A 24,966-nucleotide genomic window follows, 5' to 3' on the forward strand; every position below is an offset into this window, starting at 1 on the left:
GCAAGCCAATTAATATAATACAATAGAAGATAAATAGGCATCACAAGCGACATTTTTTTATATTATTCAGTGACTCTTTACCCCGAGTTACTTATAACTAAGGTTTTAATGAAATGACAATCAGATTCATGTCTTGGATTTAAGAGGTAGATAATTCATATGAACTCATGTATGTTGTATAAAGTGAAGCTTCATAGATAATGAACAGAAAGGCGTAATGTTTGTGATGGTTTATTCTTTTTTTATATTTATATTAGCGGGTTTATGTGAAATTGGAGGCGGCTACTTAATATGGTTATGGCTTCGGGAAGGCCAACCATCGTGGCTAGGTGTTATTGGCGGCGTGATACTCATCTTGTATGGTGTGATAGCAACACTACAAACATTTCCGACATTTGGAAGAGTATATGCTGCATACGGGGGCGTATTCATCGTTATGAGTTTAGTTTGGTCTATGCTTATTGATAAGAATATGCCAGATAAATACGATATACTGGGTGCATTCGTCTGTTTAATAGGCGTCTTAATTATGCTGTTACCACATCGGGCATAATAAACGTGTTTGAAAGGGAGAAGTATGTAATGAATGTTGAAATTGAGCATCAAAGATATGGTGTAGACTTAATTAAAATTGATAATGAAGAAACCAAAATTGTATTTACAAATTATGGTGCGAGAATTGTGTCATGGAAATATCATGACAACAATATTGTATTAGGGAATGTTGTTGAAGCGGATGAATTTTATTTTGATAATCCATTTAGATTTGGGGCGACTGTTGGACGATATGGTGGTCGTATTTCAAATGCGACTTTTAATTTAGAAGGAGAAACATATCAATTAGAAGCTAATGATGGCCAACATCATATTCACGGTGGTAGTCATGGTTTAGATTCTAAATTATTTGACTATGAAGTTGTAGACGATTTAGGACATGTCAAAATCATTTTCAAAACAACGTTAAAAGAAGCAGATGATCATTATCCAGGGGATATGGAAATTAAAGTCACTCATACATATGATGCGAATCATTGTTGGACAATTCAATATGAAGCTATATCAACGAAAACTACTTTGTTTAACCCTATGAACCGCGTTTATTTTAATCTTAATCGAGATAATAACGTTATTGATAATCATCGAGTGTCTAGCTCTAAATTGAATATGTATCCATTAAATGAGGATCATATGATTAGTTCAGACAACACGTTAGATATACAACAGATATTTAATAAGGACGCCATATATTTTAAAGACATTTTTGAAAGTAGCCATGAGCCGATATCACAACAAGTGTCTCAATTTAATGGTTTAGATCATCCGTTCAAAGTAGGGGAACAACAATTATCAATAGATAATGATGAGTTTCAATTAGATGTTAAAACGGATATGCCTTACGTCATATTATATACATTTAATCAACCGAAAAACTGGAAAAGTTATGCAAATATTTATAAAGCACATTCGGGTTTGACAATCGAGGCACAGTATTTGCCAAATGATATTAACTTATATGGTGATCAAGCTTCATCAATATTAAAAGCGAATGAAATGTTTTATTCACAAACGAGCTATCAAATTCATGAGAAATAAGTTAAAGAGTAGAATAAACATCGTTTTTTACGATGTAATTGTTCTACTCTTTTTATTGTTTTATTTTTTTGTTTATTTTGTTGCACGTTGATACATTTTTTCAAGTTTCTCATATCTTTTAGACGATAAATATGGATTTTTCAATGCTGATGCGATTCTGTCTGCATTTTTTCTGTCATTATAATAAATGTCGTTTAATGTTTGGACGGATAGTTGTGTATCTAATTCGGCTTCCTTTATTAATTCTAAGTGATGATGTTGACTGACATATCCTTCTTTAATGACACGACAATAAAAGCCCGTTTTGCCTGATTGAGACATACGTTTAACCAAGTCAGAAAGCCCGTACTTTGCTTGGATTTTCCAACAGGGTTCTCTAATTTCAGAAACTTCGATAATTGCATCGCCTAATTGATATTGGTTACCGAAATAAACGACATTTTCATCTAAATCTTCAATTGTCAAATTCTCACCGAACATGGCGTACTCTGGCATATCAAGTAAATCACCACGATACATGTCATAGTTCTTTTTACTAAAACAGCATACGGCTTTATCTGGACCACCATGATCTTTATAAGCTTGTTCATCATCAACAAATCCTAATTTTGATAGCCACATTTGATCTTTAAAAGGTTGTTTATTGATTGCTGATTGCATAGGTTTGGCATCTTTGTATTGAAGTGATTCTATTTTTCCTGTCGAAATGGCGTACACTGGTATCATCATGGTCCCCCCTAAATTATTGTTTGAAGTGTATTTTACTATAGAATTTCATTTTTATGAAAGATTTTAAAATATATTAAAAATTAAACGTTGATTATGGTATGTTAAATTGAAAAAGTCATGTAAAATAAGAAATGTAAACGATTTAGAAAAGGGGCTCATGACGTGATGAATGATGTAAAACAACTCAAAATGATGACGCTAGATGATGTTTTAAGTCAAATCGAGGATGGTATGACGCTCGGTATTGGCACAGGAAGTACAATTGAATTATTAGTGCCTAAAATCGCTCAACTTATTGATGAAAAACATTATAATATTATCGGAGTATGTACTTCTAATAAGACGGCGTTTTTAGCTAAAGAATTAAATATTAATATTGTTGATGTAAACGATATTGATAAAATCGATTTAGCTATTGATGGTGCTGACGAAGTAGATCCTCAGCTTAACCTTATTAAAGGTGGCGGTGGAGCGCTATTTAGAGAAAAAGTAATCGATGAAATGGCAGACCGCTTTGTGGTTATTGCTGATGAAAACAAAGTTGTTAACTACCTAGGTGAAACATTTAAATTACCGGTTGAAGTAGATAAATTTAATTGGTATCAAGTTGCTAAGAAAATAGAAACAATTGACGGCGTGACAACAGAACGTCGTGTTACGGATGATGTCCCATTTACGACTGATAATGGTAATTATATTTTAGATTGTGCATTACCAAAAGGTATTGATCCTTATGAAATGCATGAATTTTTAATTCACATCACAGGTGTTTTAGAAACAGGTTATTTCCTTGATGTGGCTGACCAAGCAATTATCGGCACACAACAAGGTGTTAAAAAGATGAATCGACAAGTATAATATCTAGTAAAATTAACTCTTACTCAATAACAAAAGCGTCTATGGCCGTTCATGAGAACGACTATAGACGCTTATTTTAATATGATTCAACTTTTATTGTGCACTGTTGAATAAATCGACTAAACTTTGAGGACTATTTGCACCTAGACAAATATCTAATAATTCATGAGATTCTTTAGCTTCTTCCTCACTTCTAGGGAACATTTTTTCTTCGTATAAAGCAATAGCTTTATCAATATCATTTGGATGTTCAGCGATTAATTCCGCTAATTCCGCACCGTCTAACATTGCTAAATTAGCACCTTCACCAGATGGTGCCATTAAATGTGCAGCATCACCAATTAATGTGATACCTGATTGACGTTTCCAACGATGTGTATCAGGTAGAGCATTAATTTTACGAGGTGTAATAGAACTATCCGCTTGAGTAATTAAAGCAGTGACTTCTGGTGACCAACCTTTAAATTCTGCAGCTATAGTATTAGTTGCTTCTTGGCCATTTGAAAAATCAATGCTATCTATCCATTCGCTATCACAATTCATTTGAATATACGTGTGTAAAATATCGCCTGCTTCTCTATGAGCAACTATACCTTTATTTGGTGATAGAGCATACATTGCACCTTTGCCTACTTTGTTAGCTGTTTTAGGATATTGACGATCAACATCATATAAATAGGTTTCAATAAAGGTATAACCAGAATAATGTGGTTTAATATCAGTTAATATATTGCGTACTTTAGACCAAGCACCATCTGCACCAATAAGTTGAGCAGTTGTTACAGATGTGTTATCTCTAAATACAACTTTATATTGTTTTTTATCCAATTTTTCTACGTGGTCTACTTTTTTATTCCATTCAATCATGTCTTTTGGTAATGAGTCGATTAAAATATTTCTTAAATCACCACGTAAAACTTCTGGTCGGCCATTGGATTCGTCGTCAGGTAAATCTAATAGTAATTCACCATTTTGATTTACAATACGTGTTGCGTCAGCGCCTTTTTGAATAATAGAACGGAATTCATCCATTAAGTTTGCTTTTTCCAGTGCAACTTGACCATTATATTCATGTATATCTAACTGTCCACCTTGTGTACGTGCGTCACGTGATGCATCAGATTCATACACTTTAGCAGGTATGCCATTCACATATAGTACACGTGCTAATGTTAAACCACCGATGCCACCACCAATTATTGTAATAGGGTTATTATTTTCTTCTAAATTCATCAAACCACTCCTTAAAGAATGAGGAAATATATTATAGTATCTTAACATTCCTAATAAATATAATTTTGCCTGACTAAATTTACCCATTTAGGTTCGACATTTAAACGTTAAAAAAACCCGTCCACTCATTAATATGAATGTGACGGGCTTGATTAATTAATATTTGTTGTTAGGGCTATGTTCTTCAGTTTGTTTGATTTCATCTTGTAAATCAGAAACAACGGATGAACGACGATCTTGTTTATATGATGTATGTTCTTTTAAATGATCAGTTGACTCAGAGTCATGACCATGATCTTGAGCGTCATACTTATTGTCTTGATGTTGAGCATCTAATGTATCTTTATGACGATCATGGTTATCTGAAATTCTACTATTATCATGCTTAGTTTCAGTATAATCATTGTCATTATCATCGCTAACATGATCTAAATAATTATTAGGTTCTACTTCATCTAAATTTTGATTCGTCTTTTTATAAAAGATAGCACGAATGATTAAGCTTAAAATGATATAAATTAAACCAACAGCAGTCGTAGCTAAGGCGATGACTTTCATAGAGAATAAATCGCCAATTTCTTCACTAAACAAGAATACTAAACCAAATGACATTGCTGCGTGGAAAAGTGTAGCAATATAAATGGTACGACCATTAGTAGCTCTAATTAACTCACCTACAATCATTGAGAAAGCAAATGTATATAAGAAATGATAGCCTGCGAACTCAAGACCGTATGTTGTATTAGCATTAAAGATAGAATAAATGATACCTACAACAATACTCGCAAATAATGTGTTCATCTTTGTTTCAACGATATGTTGCAAATATGAACGGAAACCTAATTCTACTACAAACGCCATGATTAAATGACCGATTAAAATTGCGAATATTGACACAGATAAATCAGATGCTTGTAGTAGGATGAAACTATCTGCGAATGTATTGAAGCAGAACATACCGATAATGAAAATAAATAAAGGTATGATTAATGCGAGTAATAAACGCTCAATAACTTTGAGACTAAAAGTGAATTTTAAACTCGCCATTTGTTCTTTTTTATGTTTAAAGACAAGTAGACATATGATAGCTGCAATAAATGGAGAAAGGTCTGTAATGTCGAATACAAAACGTTTCACGCCTATTGCTGCTTGGAAATCTCTAAGTATTACGAATAAGGCCATTGTCACGACAAAAAACACAAATATTGTCATTGCCCATTGAAACCCAGAAATTCGATTGTTTTTCATTTTATGTAACCTCCATTACGGAAACAAGCAATTATTGTTTTATTTACAATTATACATCTTAAAAGATGATAGATAAATTGTCTATTTTAATTATCATCAAAATGTAATAGTAATGAATTATAAACGTAATTAAATTTAGGTTAAACGGGAATATAAGAACAACATTGAATTAAGTGTGAGCCAAAGTTATACTTTAATTATAAGGATAAAGCAAAGAAATCAAGGGGGAAGAACAATGTATCAACTAGCTGAACCAAGCTTATGGACTGGAAGATTAGATAGTGAAACAGATGCCAAACAATTTAGACATTTTCAAACTATCCAATTTAATGACTTAAGACAAGTAGAATTAGCATCTAAACAAAAAGGTGTTGGTATCTTAGGTTATGCGATTGATAAAGGTGTCGAACTAAATAAAGGGCGTGTAGGTGCAAAAGAGGGGCCTAATGCGATTAAAAAAGCGTTCGCTGGCTTACCAATTTTGAATCAATGTGAACAAATCGTTGATTATGGAAATGTCGAGCATGATCATGACGCACTAATTGATACTCAAAAGGAATTTGCAGAATTAGCAGCTAAGTCTATTCATAATCATAAGCAAACATTCTTATTAGGTGGTGGGCATGATATCGCCTATGCACAATATTTAGCGACTAGACAAGTGTATCCTAATGAGTCAATTGGGGTTATTAATATTGATGCCCACTTTGATACACGTGATGAAGGTGAATCCACTTCAGGTACGAGTTTTAGACAAATACTAGAACAAGACGACAATGCAGATTACATGGTATTAGGTATTTCTCAAGGTGGTAACACACAAGGTTTATTCGACTATGCTAAAGAAAAAGGCGTATCATTTGTTTATGCTGATGAATTATTACATCAAGTATCACCACCGATTAAAGATATGATTGAACGTTTTATTCACGATCATGATGTAATCATGTTTACGATTTGTATGGATGTTGTAGATAGTGCCTTTGCTCCAGGTGTTAGTGCTCCAGCAGTCTTAGGCATCTATCCACATACAGTGTTTGAATTAGCAAAACGCATTGTCCCAAGTGAAAAGGTTAAATCAGTAAGTATTGCTGAAATGAACCCTAAATACGATCAAGACAATCGTACAGCGAAACTGATTGCGAATTTAGTGCATCACTTCTTATTATAAATTCCAATAATCAATACATTGTTCAATAAGAGAAAGTACTTGTTCAGAGTGCTTTCTCTTTTTTAAATAATTAATATAAATTTTGCGTCCTAAATTAGGGCGTATTTTAATGTAGTCTAAATTCCGTGTATTAAATGATTGGTAATAAAATCGTGGAATAACCGCATAACCAATACCTAAATGGACTAGATTAGTAGCGGATTCAAAACGATCAGATTCCATAATGATATTAGGGTGGATACCTACTCTATTAAAATAATCATCTAAGTGTTTACGAACTTGAGAATTTTTATTCGGCAAAATTAAAGGTAAGTCATCCAATTGAATCGTTTTTTGCTTTGGAAATGCATCTTTAGGTGTTAATAATATATAAGATTCTTTATATAATGCGATCGATGTAATATCTTGATGGCGTATTTCTTCGTTTGTTAAGGCAAAATGAACATTAAAGTTGGTAAGTTGCTCAATGGATTGATGTTGATCATGCACTTCATAAATTCGGTATTGCTGATTAGGGTAACGCTTATGATGTGCACGGATGACATTGGCCATCCATTGACTCGTGGATTCTAAAATGCCCATTTTAATACGGGGTTCCGAAGACACATTTAAATCATACATTTTTTCAACTGTTGAACGATAGGATTCTACTAGATCTTCAGCATATTTATAAAACTGAATCCCTTTTTCAGTGATTTTAATATCTTTGGTAGTACGCATAAATAAGTCGTATCCTAAATCAGCTTCCATTTTTTTAATAGCTGCAGTTAAGGAAGGTTGACTAATATGTAAAAAATTAGCGGCTTTCGTAAAACTATTGTATTTTACAACGGCTAAAAAATATTCTAATTGAATGATTTTCATAGGTCATCTCCTATATATCATAGTTTTTATCTATAAATAATTAGTTTATTTATATTTGTTATCTATATCTTAGCATAATATAATATGGTTGTAACAACCTGATTAATAGTGATTGTTATCTTTTGAATAGTACGAATATTTAGAAGATAATGATTAAAGAGAAACTTAATATATTTTGGATTTTGATATTATTTCGGATGGGAGAGATAGTAATGAGAGAAATTCATGCAAAAAAAGGGTTAGATATCGAATGTAAAGGTTGGGAACAAGAAGCAGTACTACGAATGCTATATAATAACTTAGATCCAGAAGTAGCGGAACACCCAGAAGAACTTGTGGTATATGGTGGTATTGGTAAAGCTGCTCGTAATTGGAAAGCCTTTGAAGCAATTGAAAATACATTAAGAGATTTAGAAGCAGATGAAACAATGCTTGTACAATCTGGTAAACCAGTGGCAGTATTTAAAACACATGAAGAAGCGCCACGAGTATTAATTTCCAATTCAGTTTTAGTGCCTGAATGGGCGAACTGGGATCATTTTAATGAATTAGATAAAAAAGGCTTAATGATGTATGGTCAAATGACAGCAGGTAGTTGGATTTATATTGGTTCACAAGGTATCGTTCAAGGTACTTATGAAACATTTGCTGAACTTGGTAATCAAGAATATCAAAGTGATTTAACAGGTACAGTAACACTTACTGCTGGATTAGGTGGTATGGGTGGTGCACAACCACTTGCTGTGACTATGAATAATGGTGTAGCTATTTGTGTAGATGTCGACGAAAGTCGTGTTGATAAACGTGTCGAAACAAAATACTGCGATATCAAGACTAACGATTTAGATGAAGCATTAAAATTAGCTGAAGACGCTAGACAAAAAGGGGAAGCTTTATCTATAGGATTAGTAGGTAATGCAGTAGACATTCACAAAGCTATTTTAGACAAAGGATTTAAAATTGATATTATTACTGACCAAACAAGTGCACATGACCCATTAAATGGTTATGTACCACAAGGATATTCAGTTGAAGAAGCTAAAAAGCTACGTAAAGAAGATCCAAAAAAATACGTAGAATTATCTCAAGCTTCAATGGCTAAACATGTTGAGTTAATGCTTGAATTCCAAAAACAAGGTGCCGTTGCATTTGACTATGGTAACAATATCCGTCAAGTTGCATATAATAACGGAGTAAAAGATGCATTTGATTTCCCAGGATTTGTGCCTGCATATATTAGACCATTATTCTGTGAAGGTAAAGGACCATTCCGCTTTGCAGCATTAAGTGGTGATCCAAAAGATATTGAACGTGCAGATGAAGAAATGAGAAAATTATTCCCGGATAATGAAAAATTAATTCGTTGGTTAGATCTAGCAGAAGAGAAAATTTCTTATCAAGGTTTACCTTCAAGAATTGCATGGTTAGGCTATGAAGAACGTGCCAAAATGGGACTAGCACTTAATAAATTAGTGCGTGATGGTGAAATTTCTGCACCAATTGTTATCGGACGAGATCATTTAGATTCTGGTTCAGTAGCAAGTCCAAACCGTGAAACAGAAGGTATGCGAGATGGAAGTGATGCAGTAGGTGACTGGGCTGTACTTAATGCATTAATTAATACTGCAGCAGGCGGTTCTTGGATTTCATTCCACCATGGCGGTGGCGTAGGTATGGGTTATTCATTACATGCTGGTATGGTTGTTGTAGCAGATGGCTCAGAACGTGCAGATCGTCGATTAGGACGTGTATTAACTACAGATCCGGGTATGGGAGTAGTAAGACATGTTGATGCCGGTTATGACATCGCCATTCAAACGGCTAAAGATAAAGGCATCAAAATTCCAATGATTGATGAAGCAGGTGATAAATAATGAACGATTTAATTATTCAAAACATTAAAGAGCTTATTTTACCAAAATCAACTGATCGTCCTTTAAAAGGTGCGGAACTTGATCAATTAGATGTGATTGAAAATGGTACGGTAGTTGTGAACGACGGTAAAATTGTATATTCAGGACCACATACTGATAAATATGATGCTGAACAAGTGATTGATGCTACAGGTAAAGTAGTGTCACCATCATTGATTGATGCACACACGCACTTAGTTTTCGGTGGCTCAAGAGAACATGAAATGTCATTAAAACGACAAGGTAAATCTTATTTAGAGATATTAGAATCTGGTGGCGGTATTTTATCAACAGTTAAAGCCACACGTGACATTAGTGAAGAAGATTTATTTAAAAAAGCTGAACACGATTTACTAACAATGATTCAACATGGTGTTTTAGGCGTTGAAAGTAAAAGTGGTTATGGTTTAGATAAAGAAAATGAACTTAAACAATTAAGAGTGTCTAATCGTTTAGCAGAGAAATACGGTTTAGATATGAGACATACATTCTTAGGACCACATGCGGTTCCTAAAGAAGCAGAGTCTAATGAAGCGTTCTTAAATGAGATGATTGAGCTTTTACCAGAAGTAAAAGAATATGCAGACTTTGCAGATATCTTCTGTGAAACGGGTGTATTCTCAGTTGAAGAATCTAAACATTATATGCAAAAAGCGAAAGAGGCAGGATTTAAAGTTAAAATTCATGCTGATGAAATTGATCCACTTGGTGGTCTAGAGTTAGCTATTGACGAAAATGCAATTTCTGCTGATCACCTTGTTGCTTCAAGTGCAGAAGGTAAAGCAAAATTAAAAAATAGTGACACAGTAGCCGTATTATTACCAGCTACGACATTCTATCTAGATAAAAATGATTATGCAGATGCGAGAGGTATGCTAGATAATGATGGTGCTATCGCTATTGCAACAGACTATAACCCTGGTAGCAGTGTTACTAATAACTTACAATTAGCTATGGCCATTGCCGCATTGAAATTAAAATTATCACCAAATGAAGTTTGGAATGCGGTAACAGTTAATGCAGCAAAAGCTATTGATTTAGACGCAGGTACAATTAATGAAGGCGACAAAGCTAATATCGTTATTTGGAATGCGCCAAACCATGAATATATTCCTTATCACTTTGGTATCAACCATGCTCAAAAAGTGATTAAAGATGGTAGAGTAATTGTAGATAATGAATTTTCATTAGATTAAGACAAAGTGTTCATTGAAATGACCGTGCCGACATTGTCGGTACGGTTTTTTGTTTATAGTAAAAGGATCAGTGTATTTTTAGAAAAGTTTGACAATTATGTTACTATATATAGAAAAATAGTTTTTAGGTTGAAAGGGATGGAGATAACAATGACTGATTATACAGACTATGTGAATTGGCGACGAACATTTCACCAATTCCCTGAAATATCAGAGAAAGAATATGAAACTACACAACGACTTAAACGTATTTTAGAAGCACATGAGATAAAAATTTTAGATTTACCTTTAGATACAGGATTAGTTGCAGAAATAGGACAAGGGGACCAAATGATTGCGATTAGAACTGATATAGATGCGCTACCTATCAATGAGCAAGTCGAACATGAATTTACGTCAACCAATCAAGGTGTCATGCATGCATGTGGTCATGATATTCATATGGCAAGTATATTAGGCGTTGCAACACAATTGAAAGCCCAAGAGAATGAACTAAATGGTCGAGTGAGAATCATTTTCCAAGCGGCAGAAGAGCTAGGTCATGGAGCTAAAAAAGTAGTAGCTACAGGTGTATTAGACGGTGTAAAAGCAGTTTTAGGTTTCCATAATTATCCAACGATGGACATTGGTGACTTTGCAATTAAAAAAGGTCCTATTACATCTGCAGTAGACCGTTTCGAATTTGATATTAAAGGAAAAGGCGCGCATGCTGCTAAACCAGAACAAGGTAATGACCCAACGGTGGCTTTAGGTCAACTGATTAATAGTTTACAAACGATTGTTAGTAGAAATTTATCTGCATTTGATAATGCCGTTGTTACAATTGGTGAAATTTCATGTGGAAATACATGGAATGTCATTGCGGATCAAGCCTATGTACAAGGTACTGTCCGTTCATTTAAACCTGAGCATAGAGCGTATATCGAACAACGAATGAATGAAATTGCTGATGGTTTAGCACAAACATTTAATTTACAAGTTGATTGCCGATATACACGACTTCCTGGAACAGTGATTAATGATGATGAATTAACTGATATAGCGATAGAAGTAGCAGAAGATGTTGGTTATCATGTATCAATTATGGATTTACCATTAACAATTGGTGAAGACTTTTCTGGTTATACAGAAACGTATCCCGGCGTATTTGCATTCATAGGATCTAATAGTGAGTATGATCTACATCATCCTTTATTTGATCCTGATGAACGTATTTTAGAAAAAGTGCCGACATATTTTGTGACACTCACTAAACGTCTTCTGAATCAATAGTCTCCATAAATTGTATAAAGATAGTATGATTAACATCTGGATAACCTTGGGTATATGAGAACATATACAAATTGAGGAGATGAATTTGAAATGTCAGCACAAGATCCTAGAAATAAATTCAAATCAACAGACTATGAACAACAAGAGCAGCCACTTCCAGGCTTGCAAAGCCAATTAAAACCTGAACCAGATTGCGGTGAGACATCATACGTCGGACACGGTCGATTAAAAGGATATAAAATGTTAGTCACTGGTGGCGATTCTGCCATTGGACGCGCAGCAGCTATTGCTTATGCTAAAGAAGGCGCAGATGTTGCTATTAATTATCTTCCAAGTGAAGACAAAGACGCACAAGAAGTTAAACAAGTGATTGAAGAAGCGGGACAAAAAGCAGTGTTACTGCCTGGTGATATACGTGATGAACAATTTAACTATGACATGGTCGAAGAAGCACATCAACAACTTGGTGGGCTGGATAATGTGACATTAGTAGCTGGACATCAACAATACCATGACGATATACAAGGGTTTGATACACAATCATTTAAAGAGACATTTGAAACCAATGTATATCCTATATTTTGGACAGTACAAAAAGCGTTAGAATATTTACAACCAGGTGCATCAATTACAACAACATCATCTGTTCAAGGATATAATCCAAGTCCTATTTTACATGATTATGCCGCTTCGAAAGCTGCAATTATCTCATTAACAAAAAGTTTATCAGAAGAACTTGGCGCAAAAGGTATTCGTGTCAATTGTGTAGCCCCAGGACCATTTTGGTCACCATTACAAATTACTGGTGGACAACCACAACGAAATATTCCTGAATTTGGTAAGGAAACACCACTTGGCCGTGCAGGACAACCTGTTGAATTATCAGGAACATATGTCCTATTAGCATCTGAAGAATCAAGTTATACAACTGGACAAGTCTTCGGTGTGACAGGCGGTATTCAAATTAACTAATGAATATAAGTTGGTCGATAAAGTGTTAATACTTTATCGACTATTTTTTTGTGACAAATTATATGATAACTATATCCAATTTTATTATGAATTTGGAATAAAAATATGTTTAATGTAAAATAAAAATATAAAATTATTAACCTTTTTGAAGAATGAAATTTAATTAAAAAATACCCTATATATTTAAGGGATTGGCATTTTATACGAGGACATGCAAATTAAATCTTATATCTAAAGGAGGTTATGACATGGTGAAAGATAGGTTTATAAGGGTTGCTCCGTTCATAATAGGTATAATCGCTATAGTTATATTTTCGTTATTTACTAAAAATCAATGGTTTTTAATCATTTTAATACTTTTATTTGCTTTAACCAATGCATTAAAAAATCTGTATTTTGTTAATAAAAATATTAAAAATAATATCATATGGATTAATCAAACAATCGACCGGTTATTAGGTATTATTGCGGGGTGTTTGTATTTAGGTTATGCCGGAATAGTGCTAATATCACAATCCCATGTATGGATTGGTTTCTTAATCCTAATGGTAACTATGGCGTTTGTTTTTTATATAGAAACTAAATTACAAATTGATGATGATACACAAAGGAAAAATCATCGAGATTATAAAGTGATCTCTCAACAACGTGAACGACAATTTAAAATACTGATGATTAGTATGACGATCATTTCTATTATTTTAATGATTGTATCACTTTATTTAAAATGGTGGATCGTCTTTGGTATAGCTATTGCAATGTTATTCGTAGTTGCTGTTGCATTAATTATTTATGAAAAATATTTTACGACGAAGTTATAATTTATGATTGACGTCATAGGAATTATCTTGTAACGTAAACGTTAAATATGAATCACTTATCAAGAGAAGTGGAGGGACTGGCCCTATGAAGCTTCGGCAACATTGAATCATGTGCCAATTCCAGTAACCTGTCTAGGTTTGAAGATAAGGGGATAATCGTTGTAGATGGACCTCTTTTCTTTATCATAAGGAAAAGAGGTATTTTTTGTAAGGAAGTAGGTCTAATGATGAAAGAAACTAAAAAGGGTAATGCTTGGGCGTTATTTCCGTTATTATTATTTATGTTGTTATTTTTAGGTGTAGGTATCATCTCGGGTGATTTCACGACGATGCCGTTAAATGTTGCGATAACGATTACAGTAATCGTTGCTTTGTTGATGAATCGCAAAGAAAAATTTGCCACTAAAGTTGAAGTGTTTACTAAAGGTGCAGGTCATTCAAATATTATTTTAATGATGCTTATCTTTATTTTAGCAGGCGCATTTTCTACGACTACAGAGAAAATGGGTGGCGTGACTTCTACTGTAAATTTGGGATTGTCTCTCATCCCTGAAAATTTAATTATAGTAGGTTTATTTATCATTTGTATGTTTGTTTCTATTTCAATGGGAACATCAGTAGGCACAGTAGCAGCTATTGCACCAGTAGGATTTGGCTTTGCGCAAGCAACAGATGTCTCTGCAGCATTAGCTATGGCTACAGTAGTTGGTGGCGCTATGTTTGGAGATAATCTTTCTATGATTTCTGATACTACGATAGCGGCTGTACGTACACAACATACGAAGATGAAAGATAAATTTAAAGTAAACTTTAGAATTGTTTTACCAGGTGCGATATTAACTATAGTTGTACTATTTTTCCTAACAAATGGTATTTCCATGGATCATTCTAAAAGTTATGATTTCCAATTAGTTAAAGTCATTCCATATCTATTGGTGTTGATTCTAGCGCTAGTTGGTGTCAATGTGATTATCGTTCTTATTGGTGGAACAGTTTTATCTGGAATCATTGGTCTTATTGATGGCTCATTTGGTTGGAAAGGATTACTAAGTGCTGTATCTAAAGGGATTATAGGTATGGAAGATATTGCGATGATTGCCCTATTAATTGGTGGTTTAGTAGGACTTATTCAACATAATGGCGGTATAGATTGGTTGTTAAATGTAGTTAGAGGGCGCGTGAAATCTAAACGTGGGGCTGAAATAGGTATTGCCAGTTTAGTTAGTGTAGCAGATATTGCAACAGCTAATAATACTATTTCAATCATTATGTCAGGACCATTAGCTAAAAATATAGCAGATGAATATGATGTTGATCCACGTAAATCAGCTAGTATTTTAGATATATTTGGTGGATGTTTCCAAGGCTTATTACCATATAGTCCTCAAGTTATTTCAGCTGCAGGAGTGGCTGGTATCTCACCATTCTTACTTGTACCTTATAGTATTTATCCAATCATGCTTGGAGTATGTGGGCTGATTGCTATTTTAATTGGGTATCCGAAATTAAAAAATAAAGCATAAATATGATTAAAAACTGAGACTTTTTAGTCTCGGTTTTTTAGTTGATAAATAGAATTATAAATATTGAAAATGTTTTAAGTCAGCGTTTTAATGGTAAACTAGACTAAATGTGTAGAAGCGCAATCTTTTTTAATGTATAAATGTTTGGAAGTTTGAACAAATACGTTAAAATAGTATTAAGAGTGAAAGTAGGTGACTGAAAGTGGCAAAGTATAATGTGGAAAATGAATATGTAGAAATTGATATTGAACGTTTATTAAAATATTCACCAGAAACAATTTATGAAGCTTGGACGAAAGAAGATATTCTTAAACAATGGTTTATGACGTCGAAACGTACGAATAAATCATTTGAAGCAGATGTCCAAGAAGGTGGTAAGTATCGTATCGTTGATAGTAGAAATGGCAAACAAAATATTATCGAAGGTACATACGAAGAATTAGTCATGGATGAATTTATTAAAATGACAATAGGTATGCCAGGCTTAAGTAACGATGAGGATATTATAGAAGTAGAATTCTTTGAACGTGAATCAGGTGGCACACAAATGTTCTTCTATTATCAATCATATATGGAACGCGAAAGAAGATTAACCAACCTTGAATACAAACAGAAAAAGAAAGAATATCATGATTCCACTGCACATGGATTTGAACTTATGTTTGATAAAATGAATGCAGTGTTAGAAGAAATTGAAGAACAAAAAAATAACTAATTCGTTTTAAACATAAGTTATATAAGCCAGTAAATGAACTTAAGAAAGCTCATTTACTGGCTTTTTATCTTTATAGGCTAATGCATCAATTGAGGTCGCCTTTCTCTTTGCGTTCATTATATTTTCTGAGCAGCGTTTCAAAGAAAATATGATAACTAATGAAACTTGAATAGTCAGTGCCATCATTTAAATAAAATGTATTACTAGATACATAAACATTATAATTTGCTTGTTGGGCTAACGAATTATCTTTCATCGTTGTGACAGAGATAAAATATTTTTGTCTCAATTGTAATAACTGAGTCACTTCTTTTAATTGATATGTTTCTCCAGATAGTGAAATGATAAAGAAAAGGTCTTGCGATACTGTTTTGTTTAAGACCATTTTTAATTCGTGGACATCATAAAGAATAATGATGTTTTTATGCATTGTTAATAATATTCTTTGTGCTTCTTCAGCCACATTGATTTGAGCTCGACCTGTTCCATATAAATATATCGTTCCAGCATCATTCATTTTATTAGTTAATAGTTCATAATCTATACGATCTAAATAATTAAATGTATTTTCAATTTCTTGTCTAAATGATTCGATAGAGTCAGAAGGCAATTGATTTTTCTTTTCACTTTCAAATTTTAAAAATGATTTGAAGTCACTATAACCATCAAATCCTAATTTTCGTGTAAAGCGATGTATAGTGGCATTTGATGCATGTGTATGTTGCGCCAAGTCTTGAATTTTCAAATTTTTACATAAATCAACATGGGTATTAACGAAATTTGCAATTTGTAAATCATTGTCATTGAGTTGATTAAAGTTCGCGTTCACACGTTCATCTAGAAACATGACGACACCTCATTTGTTAGTGTTGAAAAAATTTTCATCATAAGAAAACATAATCTGATTATACAAAATACTTTCAAAATGCGTCAATGACGTTGTAGTGATGTAAGCGTTTACTATATATTAGAAACAAGATAAGACATTGAAAGGAATGGTTTAATACTCATTTTCAATGTGAAATAGAACGAAATTGGGATGTGGAGGTAATTATAATGAATGCAATCAAACGTTTTGGTAGTGCAATGATTGTACCTGTCTTGATGTTTGCTTTCTTTGGGATTGTACTTGGGTTTGCAACATTATTTAAAAACCCAACAATTATGGGAGGTTTAGCAGACCAACATACATTTTGGTTTAAATTTTGGTCAGTAATAGAGTCAGGTGGTTGGGTCATATTCAACCATATGGAAATTGTATTTGTAGTAGGTTTACCATTATCTTTGGCTAAAAAAGCACCTGGACATGCTGCACTAGCTGCATTAATGGGCTATTTGATGTTTAATACATTTATTAATGCGATATTAACGCAATGGCCACATACATTTGGTGCCAATTTAGAAAAAGGCGTTGAAAATGTTACTGGTCTTAAAGCAATTGCCGGGATAGAAACATTAGATACTAATATTTTAGGCGGTATTATTATCTCAGGTATTATTACATGGATTCATAATCGTTATTATAGTAAACGTCTTCCAGAAATGTTAGGCGTATTCCAAGGATTAACATTTGTAGTGACGATTTCATTCTTTGTTATGTTACCTGTTGCAGCAATTACATGTGTCGTATGGCCTACAGTTCAACATGGTATAGCGTCAGTACAACACTTTATTATCGGATCAGGATATGTAGGCGTGTGGTTATATCATTTCTTAGAAAGAGTGTTGATCCCAACAGGTTTACATCACTTCATTTATGCACCGATTGAAGTTGGTCCAGTCGTTGTCAATCATGGTCTCAAAGCGGAATGGTTGCAACATTTAAACCAATTTGCAGAAAGTAGTAAACCGTTAAAAGAACAATTCCCATACGGCTTTATGTTACAAGGTAACGGAAAAGTATTCGGCTGTTTAGGTATTGCATTAGCTATGTATTCAACAACACCAAAAGAGAATCGTAAAAAAGTGGCTGCATTGTTAATACCAGCAACACTTACAGCGGTTGTTGCGGGTATTACTGAACCATTAGAATTTACATTCTTATTTATTGCACCATATTTATTCGTATTACATGCTTTACTGGCAGCTACAATGGATACAATTATGTATGGATTTGGATTAGTAGGTAACATGGGCGGTGGTGTTTTAGACTTCTTAGCTACAAACTGGATACCACTTGGCAAAGAACATTGGATGACATATGTGATTCAAGTGGTTATTGGTTTAATATTTGTAGGTATTTACTATGTATTATTTAGATTTTTAATATTGAAATTTGATATTCCACTACCAGGTCGTCGTAAAAATGAAGAAGAAGTTAAATTATTCTCTAAACAAGATTACAAAGAGAAAAAAGGCGAAGGCAAGACGGCGCAACCTCAGTCAACCGGAAATGAATATGATGATAAGGCAGCTTATTATTTAGAAGGACTTGGCGGTAAAGAAAATATTAAAGATGTTACTAATTGTACAACTCGATTAAGATTAACAGTTAATGATGAAAATAAAGTAGAAGACAGTAGTTATTTTACACATAATCAAATGGCACATGGCCTAGTTAAAAGTGGCAAAAGTGTACAAGTCGTTGTAGGTATGTCTGTACCACAAGTGAGAGAATCATTTGAACACTTAGTTTACGATAATGATGAAAAATAATTAAAACAAGGGATTCCGAAACAATATCGTTTCGGAATCCCTTTTATAATTAGTGTTTAAATAGTTGAATTATGAAATTCTTGCTTTATTTATCATTTTAGATTTATATCCTGCTGAAAGAATATCTATGTTACGTGTTGCTATAGTATGTAGTAATTTAGAAAAAATATCAGGAGGACAAATGATACTTGCACAATTTTTATTTAATGTATAGCTAATATTATAGTGATTCATATACATATTCATAATATCAATCACTTTGTCTTTGATAAATGCGTCTTGTAAGCCATCGATAGATAATTCAAATCGTTTAGCAGATTGGTATAAACGTTCTGAATCAAGTAATTCGTCTAGTTGCTTTGGTGATAAAATTTGGTAAATGGTAAAGTTATGGAAACTTAAAAAGCTAATAAAGTAAGGTAGTTGTTGTTTAGGTAAGCTGACTTCTAAAGCGTACATACCTTGTTGTTTAAAGATTTGGTATTGAAATGATTCACAAAACTTAAGTTGTTTACAAAGCTTTGTTAAAGATTTGCGTGATGATCGCGATTTTAAATCTGCGATATTGATGATATAGGTTTCAAATTTGTCTATCAACATGTTATGCCTCCCAATTGCTAACATTCGTACGTGGCTCAAATAATATATAGTTATGTAGGATATTTGTTTTTTTATTTCGTTAAATTGATTGTACCACGCTTCTTTTTGATATTCACTAGGACTTTTGAATGAAGGTTAATAAGAATATGGATATAAAGCTAGCGAAATCAAGTGTACCATGGTGTTTAGCATTTTATTAAAATCTCGTTACAAAGACTTTATACACCTTAAAATATCGAAAAATTCTGAAAATAATATTGTTCATAATTATGAGTTGTGATAATATTTGTCATTATTAACGATTAAGGATGTGTTTATATGTTGAATCGTATGAGTCAATTTGCCACTAAGACATTTATATTTTGGATGTTAGTGGCAGCTATAATTGGTTTTGTGTTTCCATCACATATGGCTATATTAGGAGGATTTGTCCCTTACTTATTAGGTATTGTCATGCTAGGAATGGGGATGACGATTGATCCAAAAGATTTCAAGATTGTATTACAATCACCTAAACCCGTTATTATTGGGGTGATTTTGCAATTTACGATTATGCCAACATTAGCCTTTCTGATTGCCAAAGGTTTTCATTTACCACCAGAAATTGCGATTGGTGTCATTCTAGTAGGGTGCTGTCCGGGTGGAACATCTAGTAATGTCATGAGTTACTTAGCTAAAGCGAATGTGGCGTTATCTGTTGCAATCACAAGTGTTTCAACTCTGATTGCACCTTTTGTCACACCAGCACTGATTTATCTTTTTGCGCATGAATGGTTAAATGTATCATTCACAAGTATGTTGTGGTCTGTTGTTCAAGTGGTACTGATTCCAATAATCATTGGATTTGTTTTCCAAAAGGTAGCGCGCCAATTTGCTCATAAAGCAGCGACGGCATTACCGCTTGTATCTGTTATTGCGATTTCACTTATATTGGCAGCTGTAGTTGCAGGTAGTAAAGCACAAATTTTAAAAACAGGATTACTTATTTTTGTCGTCGTAATATTACACAACGTATTAGGATATACAATTGGTTATCTATTAGCTAAAGTGTTTAAAATGGATTATCCAGATAAAAAGGCAGTTGCTATTGAAGTGGGTATGCAAAATTCTGGTTTAGCAGTTTCACTGGCTACTGTTCATTTCAGTCCTTTAGCTGCAGTACCGGGGGCAGTGTTCAGCTTAGTACACAATATTTCAGGTCCTATTCTTGCTAAATACTGGTCTTCTAAAAGTAAACGTCTCTGATGCACTTTTAAGGGAAATGGAAAGTCTGATTATGTTAAAATATGAATCAATGAACATATTTAACTTAAGAGAGACAAAGGAGCACATATATTATGTACAGAGCAGTTGTATTTGATTTTGATGGTACGATTATCGATACAGAAAAACATCTTTTCGATGTCATCAATAAACATTTAGTAAAACACAACGAAGCCCCTATATCGTTAGCTTTTTATCGTAGATCGATAGGTGGTGCAGCAACTGAGCTTCATCAGTATTTAGAATCATTACTTGGTTCAGAGAAGAAAGCAGCAATATATAAAGAACATAATGATACAAGTAGCCAACTTCCGATCGTTGAAACGATTGGAAATTTAATGGCATATTTAAAACAACGTCACATTCCAATGGCTATTGCAACAAGTAGTCATAGAGAAGATATACTTCCTACCTTCCATAAATTAGGTTTAGACGAATATATTGATGTCATTGTAGGCAGAGAAGATGTTTCGAATGTCAAACCTGATCCTGAACCTTATTTAACAGCGGTGCAACAGTTGAATTATAATCCAACCCATTGTTTAGCAATAGAAGATTCAGTTAATGGTGCAACTGCTGCCAATTTAGCTGGCTTGGATGTTATCGTCAACACGAATGTCATGACAGAAGAACAAGATTTTACTTCAGTAAACTATATTGCCAAAGATATTGATTTTGATGACATTATGCAACGCTTTTTTGAAGTGAAATAGGAGGTATGGCATGTTTTACACGATACTATTTTTTATAGCTGGTCCACTTATTATTGGTATAGGTAATTTAATCTTAGGACCCATATTTAATAAACGTGTTCCATTTCATGTGCATGTAAGATCATTTGTAGTGGGGACAGTGATTTATTTGATTTTAGCTACAATTGGATATTTCCTATTATTACAAGGTAAACTATAAAAATGCCCGTTTCAGATTGAGATCATTAACTCAATCTGAAACGGGTTTCTTCATATATGAAATAAATTATTACATGATTTTTAATAATAATGTAACTAAAATTAACACGATTAAAATCGCATCGATACCGACCATTATGGCAAAACGTGTTGTCTTTTGACCTTGTGATTTTGCTAATTTCATGGCTTTATAATTCGGTATAAAACTGATAATTAATAGTATTAAAATGATGACGCCAATCAAAACTGACATTAACGTTGACCTCCATTTCGTTTTTCAATATATTCCCAAATAAAACCAGCAATGATACCAATAACAATACCTATTAAAACACCTAATTGAATCTGTGATATCAATGCACCAATAATTAAACCAATGATGATTGCTATATGCAATGTAGTACCAAATTTCATTTTTCTCTCTGGAGAATCTAAAACTGTAAAAGCAACTACATAAATGATAAAGAATGCAACTGCAGCTAATACAGATTTACCAATGAGTGGTAGTAAATTTGGGTTTTTAACTGAAAAATAATTGAGTAAGAAAAAGATAATTAAAAAGATAGCTGAAATTTTTAGTGCTTTTTTAATTAATGTTTGACTCATAACGATCTCCTTAATGATGATATGAAAAGTATATCATAAACCATAATTGAACAAACGTTAAAGAATCTTGAGAACATAAATGAGTTAGAGATTAAATAAAACTATATTAGAAAACAAAAACAGTGACCATTACGATTATTTCGAAGTTAAAAAACATGAATCATTTTCTTTTTTTTAAATATTTTTTAAGGCAGTTGTTTATTGCAAATGTAGTAAAATTGCGGTTTTGCAAAAGACTGCCATGCCAGTTTTGTAAGCGATTTCAATAAATTGTTAAAATATTGTTTCAATTTCGTCATTTTATAGTATAATTGCGTAAATAAGATTATTATTATTTTATCTTAGTAAAAAGAGGTGGGTTATTGTTATGGAGAATAATGAATTAAAAAGGGGATTGAGTGCACGTCAAATGCAAATGATCGCACTTGGCGGTACGATTGGTGTAGGTTTGTTTATGGGAGCAACAAGCACCATTAAATGGACTGGGCCATCTGTAATATTTGCATATTTAATTGCGGGTATATTTTTATTTTTAATTATGCGAGCAATGGGAGAAATGATATATATTAATCCGACAACGGGTTCATTCGCTACATTTGCAAGTGATTACATACATCCAGCAGCAGGTTATATGACCGCTTGGAGTAATATATTCCAATGGGTTGTTGTTGGTATGAGTGAAGTAATAGCAGTAGGAGAATATATGAATTATTGGTTCCCGAACTTACCAGCTTGGATACCGGGAATTATAGCAGTTCTTCTATTAACAGCAGCTAACTTAGTGTCAGTTAAAGCGTTCGGTGAATTTGAATTCTGGTTTGCGTTGATTAAAGTTGTAACAATTATTTTAATGATTATTGCAGGATTTGGATTAATTTTATTTGGAATTGGAAATGGCGGACATCCAGTTGGTATTTCTAATTTATGGTCACACGGTGGATTTATGCCAAATGGTATTGTTGGATTCTTCTTTGCATTATCTATTGTCATTGGTTCATATCAAGGGGTAGAATTAATTGGTATTTCAGCAGGAGAAACAAAGGATCCACAAAAAAATATTGTCAAAGCAGTTAATGGTGTCATTTGGCGTATATTAATTTTCTATCTTGGTGCTATCTTCGTTATCGTTTCAGTTTATCCTTGGGATGAATTAGGAAACATCGGTAGCCCATTTGTAGCAACATTTGCTAAAGTAGGTATTACATTTGCAGCAGGATTAATTAACTTTGTTGTATTAACAGCAGCAATGTCTGGTTGTAACTCAGGTATCTTCAGTGCGAGCCGTATGATTTATACATTAGCACGTAAAGGTCAATTACCTAAGATATTCACTAAAGTAATGAAAAATGGTGTGCCATTATATACAGTATTAGCGATTTCTACAGGTATTTTAATTGGAGCATTATTAAATGTGATATTACCAACTTTCATTAAAGGTGCTGATAGCATTTTCGTATATGTTTACAGTGCATCTATTTTACCTGGTATGATTCCTTGGTTTATGATTTTATTTAGCCATATTCGCTTTAGAAAATTACATCCAGAAGAAACGAAAAACCATCCATTCAAAATGCCTGGTGGTATGGTAGCAAGTTACTTAACAATTGCATTTTTAGTTATTGTTTTAATTGGAATGTTATTTAATAAAGAAACAGTGGTTTCAGTAGTGATTGGTATTATTTTCTTAGCTATCGTTACTATTTATTACTTCATTAGATATAATAAAGCTGAACAACAGGCAAGAAAAAATAATACATTAAAATAGTTTGATTTTAAAGAGGTTGAGACATAAAGTTTTTGTGCTTTGGGGAACCGATTAACGGGGTCCTTAAAGTAGGATTTTCTGTAGGAAATCCTAAACGCTTTTGTCCTAACCTCTTTTTTCTTTCGAACTATAGAATTGAAAAAGATACAGTCTAGACACTCATTAATGTCTAAACTGTATCTTTTTTAATGTTTGAAATCAATATTGGAAAGATGTTTTCTATAATTATCTAATGCCATTTTTGATTGTGTAATGAAGTCTAACGATGATTGATAATTAAGAGCTATATAACGATAATATAGGATATCGATCGTAAACATTTGTGCAAATAATGATGTAGTCGCACCCATTCGCATTTCATTTTCATCTGATTGTCCATAATCTAGTACTATATCTGACATCTGAGAAATAATATTTTTTGAAGAACTTGTAATTGTAATAATTGGAATATGATAATCTACTACAACTTTAGCAATGGCTTGCATTTCACTTTGCATACCATTATTAGTAATAAAAACAACACAATCTCGACTATCACAGGATGCTAACATAGTAGTGAAAATATGTGTCTCTTGTACAAGTTGTACATTCATTCCAATACGAGATAGCTTTTGATATAAATCAGTTGCAACGACAAATGAAGCGCCATAACCATATATGAAAATGCGATTCGATTGTTTAAATTGATCACAAATACGATCAATTGTTTTATCGTCTAGTGTTTCATTTGCATTATTCAAAGCACCTTTAGCACGAGAATGCATCTTCTTTTTTAATGATGCTGTACTTTCATTGTCAACTAATTCCACATTGTAGACCGTGGTCTCTTTTGGTAAATATTTAGATAAACCAATTTTTAATTCGTGAAAACCACCTTCAGTGACTTTTTTGCTAAATCTAATAATAGAAGATGGACTTGTATCAAGTTCTTGTGCTAGATCTTGAGAATTCATTTGCACAACATGGTGCGGTGCATTCAAAATATAATTTGCTATTTTTTTCTCATTTTTTGTTAAATAGGGATACTGGTTATCTATTTCATATAAAATGTTTGTCAT

The 24,966-nt window shown here is 33.1% G+C and carries 25 protein-coding genes and 1 riboswitch; of the genes, 16 read left to right on the plus strand and 9 right to left on the minus strand.

Going from position 1 to position 24,966, the window contains the following annotated elements; translation table 11 throughout:
• Positions 1-226: 226 nt before the first annotated feature.
• Positions 227-553 (plus strand): YnfA family protein, encoded by a 327-nt coding sequence (locus EL082_RS02630; RefSeq protein WP_002466554.1) that lies wholly within the window; start codon positions 227-229, stop codon positions 551-553.
• Positions 554-582: 29 nt separating this feature from the next.
• Positions 583-1,593 (plus strand): aldose epimerase family protein, encoded by a 1,011-nt coding sequence (locus EL082_RS02635; protein ID WP_103286165.1) that lies wholly within the window; start codon positions 583-585, stop codon positions 1,591-1,593.
• 72 nt (positions 1,594-1,665) lie between these two features.
• Here the strand turns inward: EL082_RS02635 and EL082_RS02640 are convergent, their stop codons facing one another.
• A complete protein-coding gene (locus tag EL082_RS02640; RefSeq protein WP_015364757.1) occupies positions 1,666-2,319 on the minus strand; it encodes an MOSC domain-containing protein in 654 nt (217 codons plus the stop codon).
• A 168-nt stretch (positions 2,320-2,487) separates the two neighbouring features.
• On the opposite strand from EL082_RS02640, the gene EL082_RS02645 reads away from it, so the two are divergent.
• Entirely contained in the window at positions 2,488-3,180 is a 693-nt protein-coding gene (locus EL082_RS02645) for a ribose 5-phosphate isomerase A (protein ID WP_015364758.1), read from the plus strand.
• Between the two features lie 93 nt (positions 3,181-3,273).
• Here the strand turns inward: EL082_RS02645 and EL082_RS02650 are convergent, their stop codons facing one another.
• Together EL082_RS02650 and sdpC are read right to left on the minus strand one after the other, a co-directional pair.
• Positions 3,274-4,413 carry an FAD-dependent oxidoreductase gene (locus EL082_RS02650; protein ID WP_015364759.1) on the minus strand — a complete coding sequence of 380 codons (1,140 nt, stop codon included), beginning with the start codon at positions 4,411-4,413 and terminating at the stop codon, positions 3,274-3,276.
• 156 nt (positions 4,414-4,569) lie between these two features.
• Positions 4,570-5,661, minus strand: coding sequence for a peptidoglycan release complex CPBP-like subunit SdpC (gene sdpC / locus EL082_RS02655; protein ID WP_002467298.1), 1,092 nt, complete (start codon positions 5,659-5,661; stop codon positions 4,570-4,572).
• A gap of 235 nt (positions 5,662-5,896) precedes the next feature.
• Between sdpC and hutG the strand changes: the two genes are divergently transcribed.
• Positions 5,897-6,832, plus strand: a complete 936-nt coding sequence (hutG, locus tag EL082_RS02660) for a formimidoylglutamase (protein WP_103286164.1) — start codon at positions 5,897-5,899, stop codon at positions 6,830-6,832.
• Here hutG and EL082_RS02665 read toward each other — a convergent pair.
• A complete protein-coding gene (locus EL082_RS02665; protein ID WP_031464045.1) occupies positions 6,827-7,696 on the minus strand; it encodes a LysR family transcriptional regulator in 870 nt (289 codons plus the stop codon). The genes hutG and EL082_RS02665 overlap by 6 nt on opposite strands.
• Positions 7,697-7,908: 212 nt before the next feature.
• Here EL082_RS02665 and hutU point away from each other — a divergent pair, with 212 nt between their 5' ends.
• The 7 genes from hutU (at position 7,909) to EL082_RS02700 (ending at position 16,108) form a co-directional block, all read left to right on the plus strand.
• Entirely contained in the window at positions 7,909-9,570 is a 1,662-nt protein-coding gene (gene hutU / locus EL082_RS02670; RefSeq protein WP_103286163.1) for a urocanate hydratase, read from the plus strand.
• Positions 9,570-10,805, plus strand: a complete 1,236-nt coding sequence (gene hutI / locus EL082_RS02675; protein ID WP_002467033.1) for an imidazolonepropionase — start codon at positions 9,570-9,572, stop codon at positions 10,803-10,805. Before hutU ends, hutI begins: the two co-directional genes overlap by 1 nt.
• 150 nt (positions 10,806-10,955) lie before the next feature.
• A complete protein-coding gene (locus EL082_RS02680) occupies positions 10,956-12,077 on the plus strand; it encodes an amidohydrolase (protein ID WP_015364763.1) in 1,122 nt (373 codons plus the stop codon).
• A 90-nt stretch (positions 12,078-12,167) separates the two neighbouring features.
• Positions 12,168-13,049, plus strand: coding sequence for an SDR family oxidoreductase (locus EL082_RS02685; protein ID WP_002467034.1), 882 nt, complete (start codon positions 12,168-12,170; stop codon positions 13,047-13,049).
• 248 nt (positions 13,050-13,297) lie between these two features.
• Complete coding sequence (locus tag EL082_RS02690) at positions 13,298-13,870, plus strand: hypothetical protein (RefSeq protein WP_015364764.1); 573 nt, start codon at positions 13,298-13,300, stop codon at positions 13,868-13,870.
• A gap of 53 nt (positions 13,871-13,923) precedes the next feature.
• Positions 13,924-14,021, plus strand: a riboswitch (SAM riboswitch).
• A 76-nt stretch (positions 14,022-14,097) separates the two neighbouring features.
• On the plus strand, positions 14,098-15,393 hold the full coding sequence (locus tag EL082_RS02695) for a Na+/H+ antiporter NhaC family protein (protein WP_031464044.1): 1,296 nt from the start codon (positions 14,098-14,100) through the stop codon (positions 15,391-15,393).
• 202 nt (positions 15,394-15,595) lie between these two features.
• Positions 15,596-16,108 (plus strand): SRPBCC family protein, encoded by a 513-nt coding sequence (locus EL082_RS02700; protein WP_002465540.1) that lies wholly within the window; start codon positions 15,596-15,598, stop codon positions 16,106-16,108.
• Between the two features lie 85 nt (positions 16,109-16,193).
• Here EL082_RS02700 and EL082_RS02705 read toward each other — a convergent pair whose 3' ends face one another.
• The gene (locus tag EL082_RS02705) at positions 16,194-16,955 is read right to left on the minus strand and encodes a MurR/RpiR family transcriptional regulator (RefSeq protein WP_002465544.1); all 762 of its coding nucleotides are present in this window, start codon (positions 16,953-16,955) and stop codon (positions 16,194-16,196) included.
• Positions 16,956-17,164: 209 nt separating this feature from the next.
• On the opposite strand from EL082_RS02705, the gene EL082_RS02710 reads away from it, so the two are divergent.
• The gene (locus EL082_RS02710) at positions 17,165-18,763 is read left to right on the plus strand and encodes an alpha-glucoside-specific PTS transporter subunit IIBC (protein WP_019236046.1); all 1,599 of its coding nucleotides are present in this window, start codon (positions 17,165-17,167) and stop codon (positions 18,761-18,763) included.
• A 69-nt stretch (positions 18,764-18,832) separates the two neighbouring features.
• Here EL082_RS02710 and EL082_RS02715 read toward each other — a convergent pair whose 3' ends face one another.
• The gene (locus EL082_RS02715; protein ID WP_002465536.1) at positions 18,833-19,363 is read right to left on the minus strand and encodes a hypothetical protein; all 531 of its coding nucleotides are present in this window, start codon (positions 19,361-19,363) and stop codon (positions 18,833-18,835) included.
• Positions 19,364-19,681: 318 nt separating this feature from the next.
• On the opposite strand from EL082_RS02715, the gene EL082_RS02720 reads away from it, so the two are divergent.
• From EL082_RS02720 to EL082_RS02730, 3 genes are all read left to right on the plus strand, one after another.
• The gene (locus EL082_RS02720; protein ID WP_002465539.1) at positions 19,682-20,608 is read left to right on the plus strand and encodes a bile acid:sodium symporter family protein; all 927 of its coding nucleotides are present in this window, start codon (positions 19,682-19,684) and stop codon (positions 20,606-20,608) included.
• A 92-nt stretch (positions 20,609-20,700) separates the two neighbouring features.
• On the plus strand, positions 20,701-21,339 hold the full coding sequence (locus EL082_RS02725; protein ID WP_103286162.1) for an HAD family hydrolase: 639 nt from the start codon (positions 20,701-20,703) through the stop codon (positions 21,337-21,339).
• 10 nt (positions 21,340-21,349) lie between these two features.
• Positions 21,350-21,538, plus strand: coding sequence for a hypothetical protein (locus tag EL082_RS02730; RefSeq protein WP_002465537.1), 189 nt, complete (start codon positions 21,350-21,352; stop codon positions 21,536-21,538).
• A gap of 69 nt (positions 21,539-21,607) precedes the next feature.
• Here the strand turns inward: EL082_RS02730 and EL082_RS02735 are convergent, their stop codons facing one another.
• A complete protein-coding gene (locus tag EL082_RS02735) occupies positions 21,608-21,790 on the minus strand; it encodes a hypothetical protein (RefSeq protein WP_002465541.1) in 183 nt (60 codons plus the stop codon).
• Positions 21,790-22,143, minus strand: coding sequence for a hypothetical protein (locus tag EL082_RS02740; RefSeq protein ID WP_103286161.1), 354 nt, complete (start codon positions 22,141-22,143; stop codon positions 21,790-21,792). Before EL082_RS02740 ends, EL082_RS02735 begins: the two co-directional genes overlap by 1 nt.
• A gap of 367 nt (positions 22,144-22,510) precedes the next feature.
• On the opposite strand from EL082_RS02740, the gene EL082_RS02745 reads away from it, so the two are divergent.
• Entirely contained in the window at positions 22,511-23,908 is a 1,398-nt protein-coding gene (locus EL082_RS02745) for an amino acid permease (RefSeq protein WP_015364770.1), read from the plus strand.
• Between the two features lie 185 nt (positions 23,909-24,093).
• Here the strand turns inward: EL082_RS02745 and EL082_RS02750 are convergent, their stop codons facing one another.
• On the minus strand, positions 24,094-24,966 hold the full coding sequence (locus EL082_RS02750) for a MurR/RpiR family transcriptional regulator (protein WP_002467023.1): 873 nt from the start codon (positions 24,964-24,966) through the stop codon (positions 24,094-24,096).

The organism is Staphylococcus warneri, from assembly GCF_900636385.1.
GTDB lineage: Bacteria > Bacillota > Bacilli > Staphylococcales > Staphylococcaceae > Staphylococcus > Staphylococcus warneri.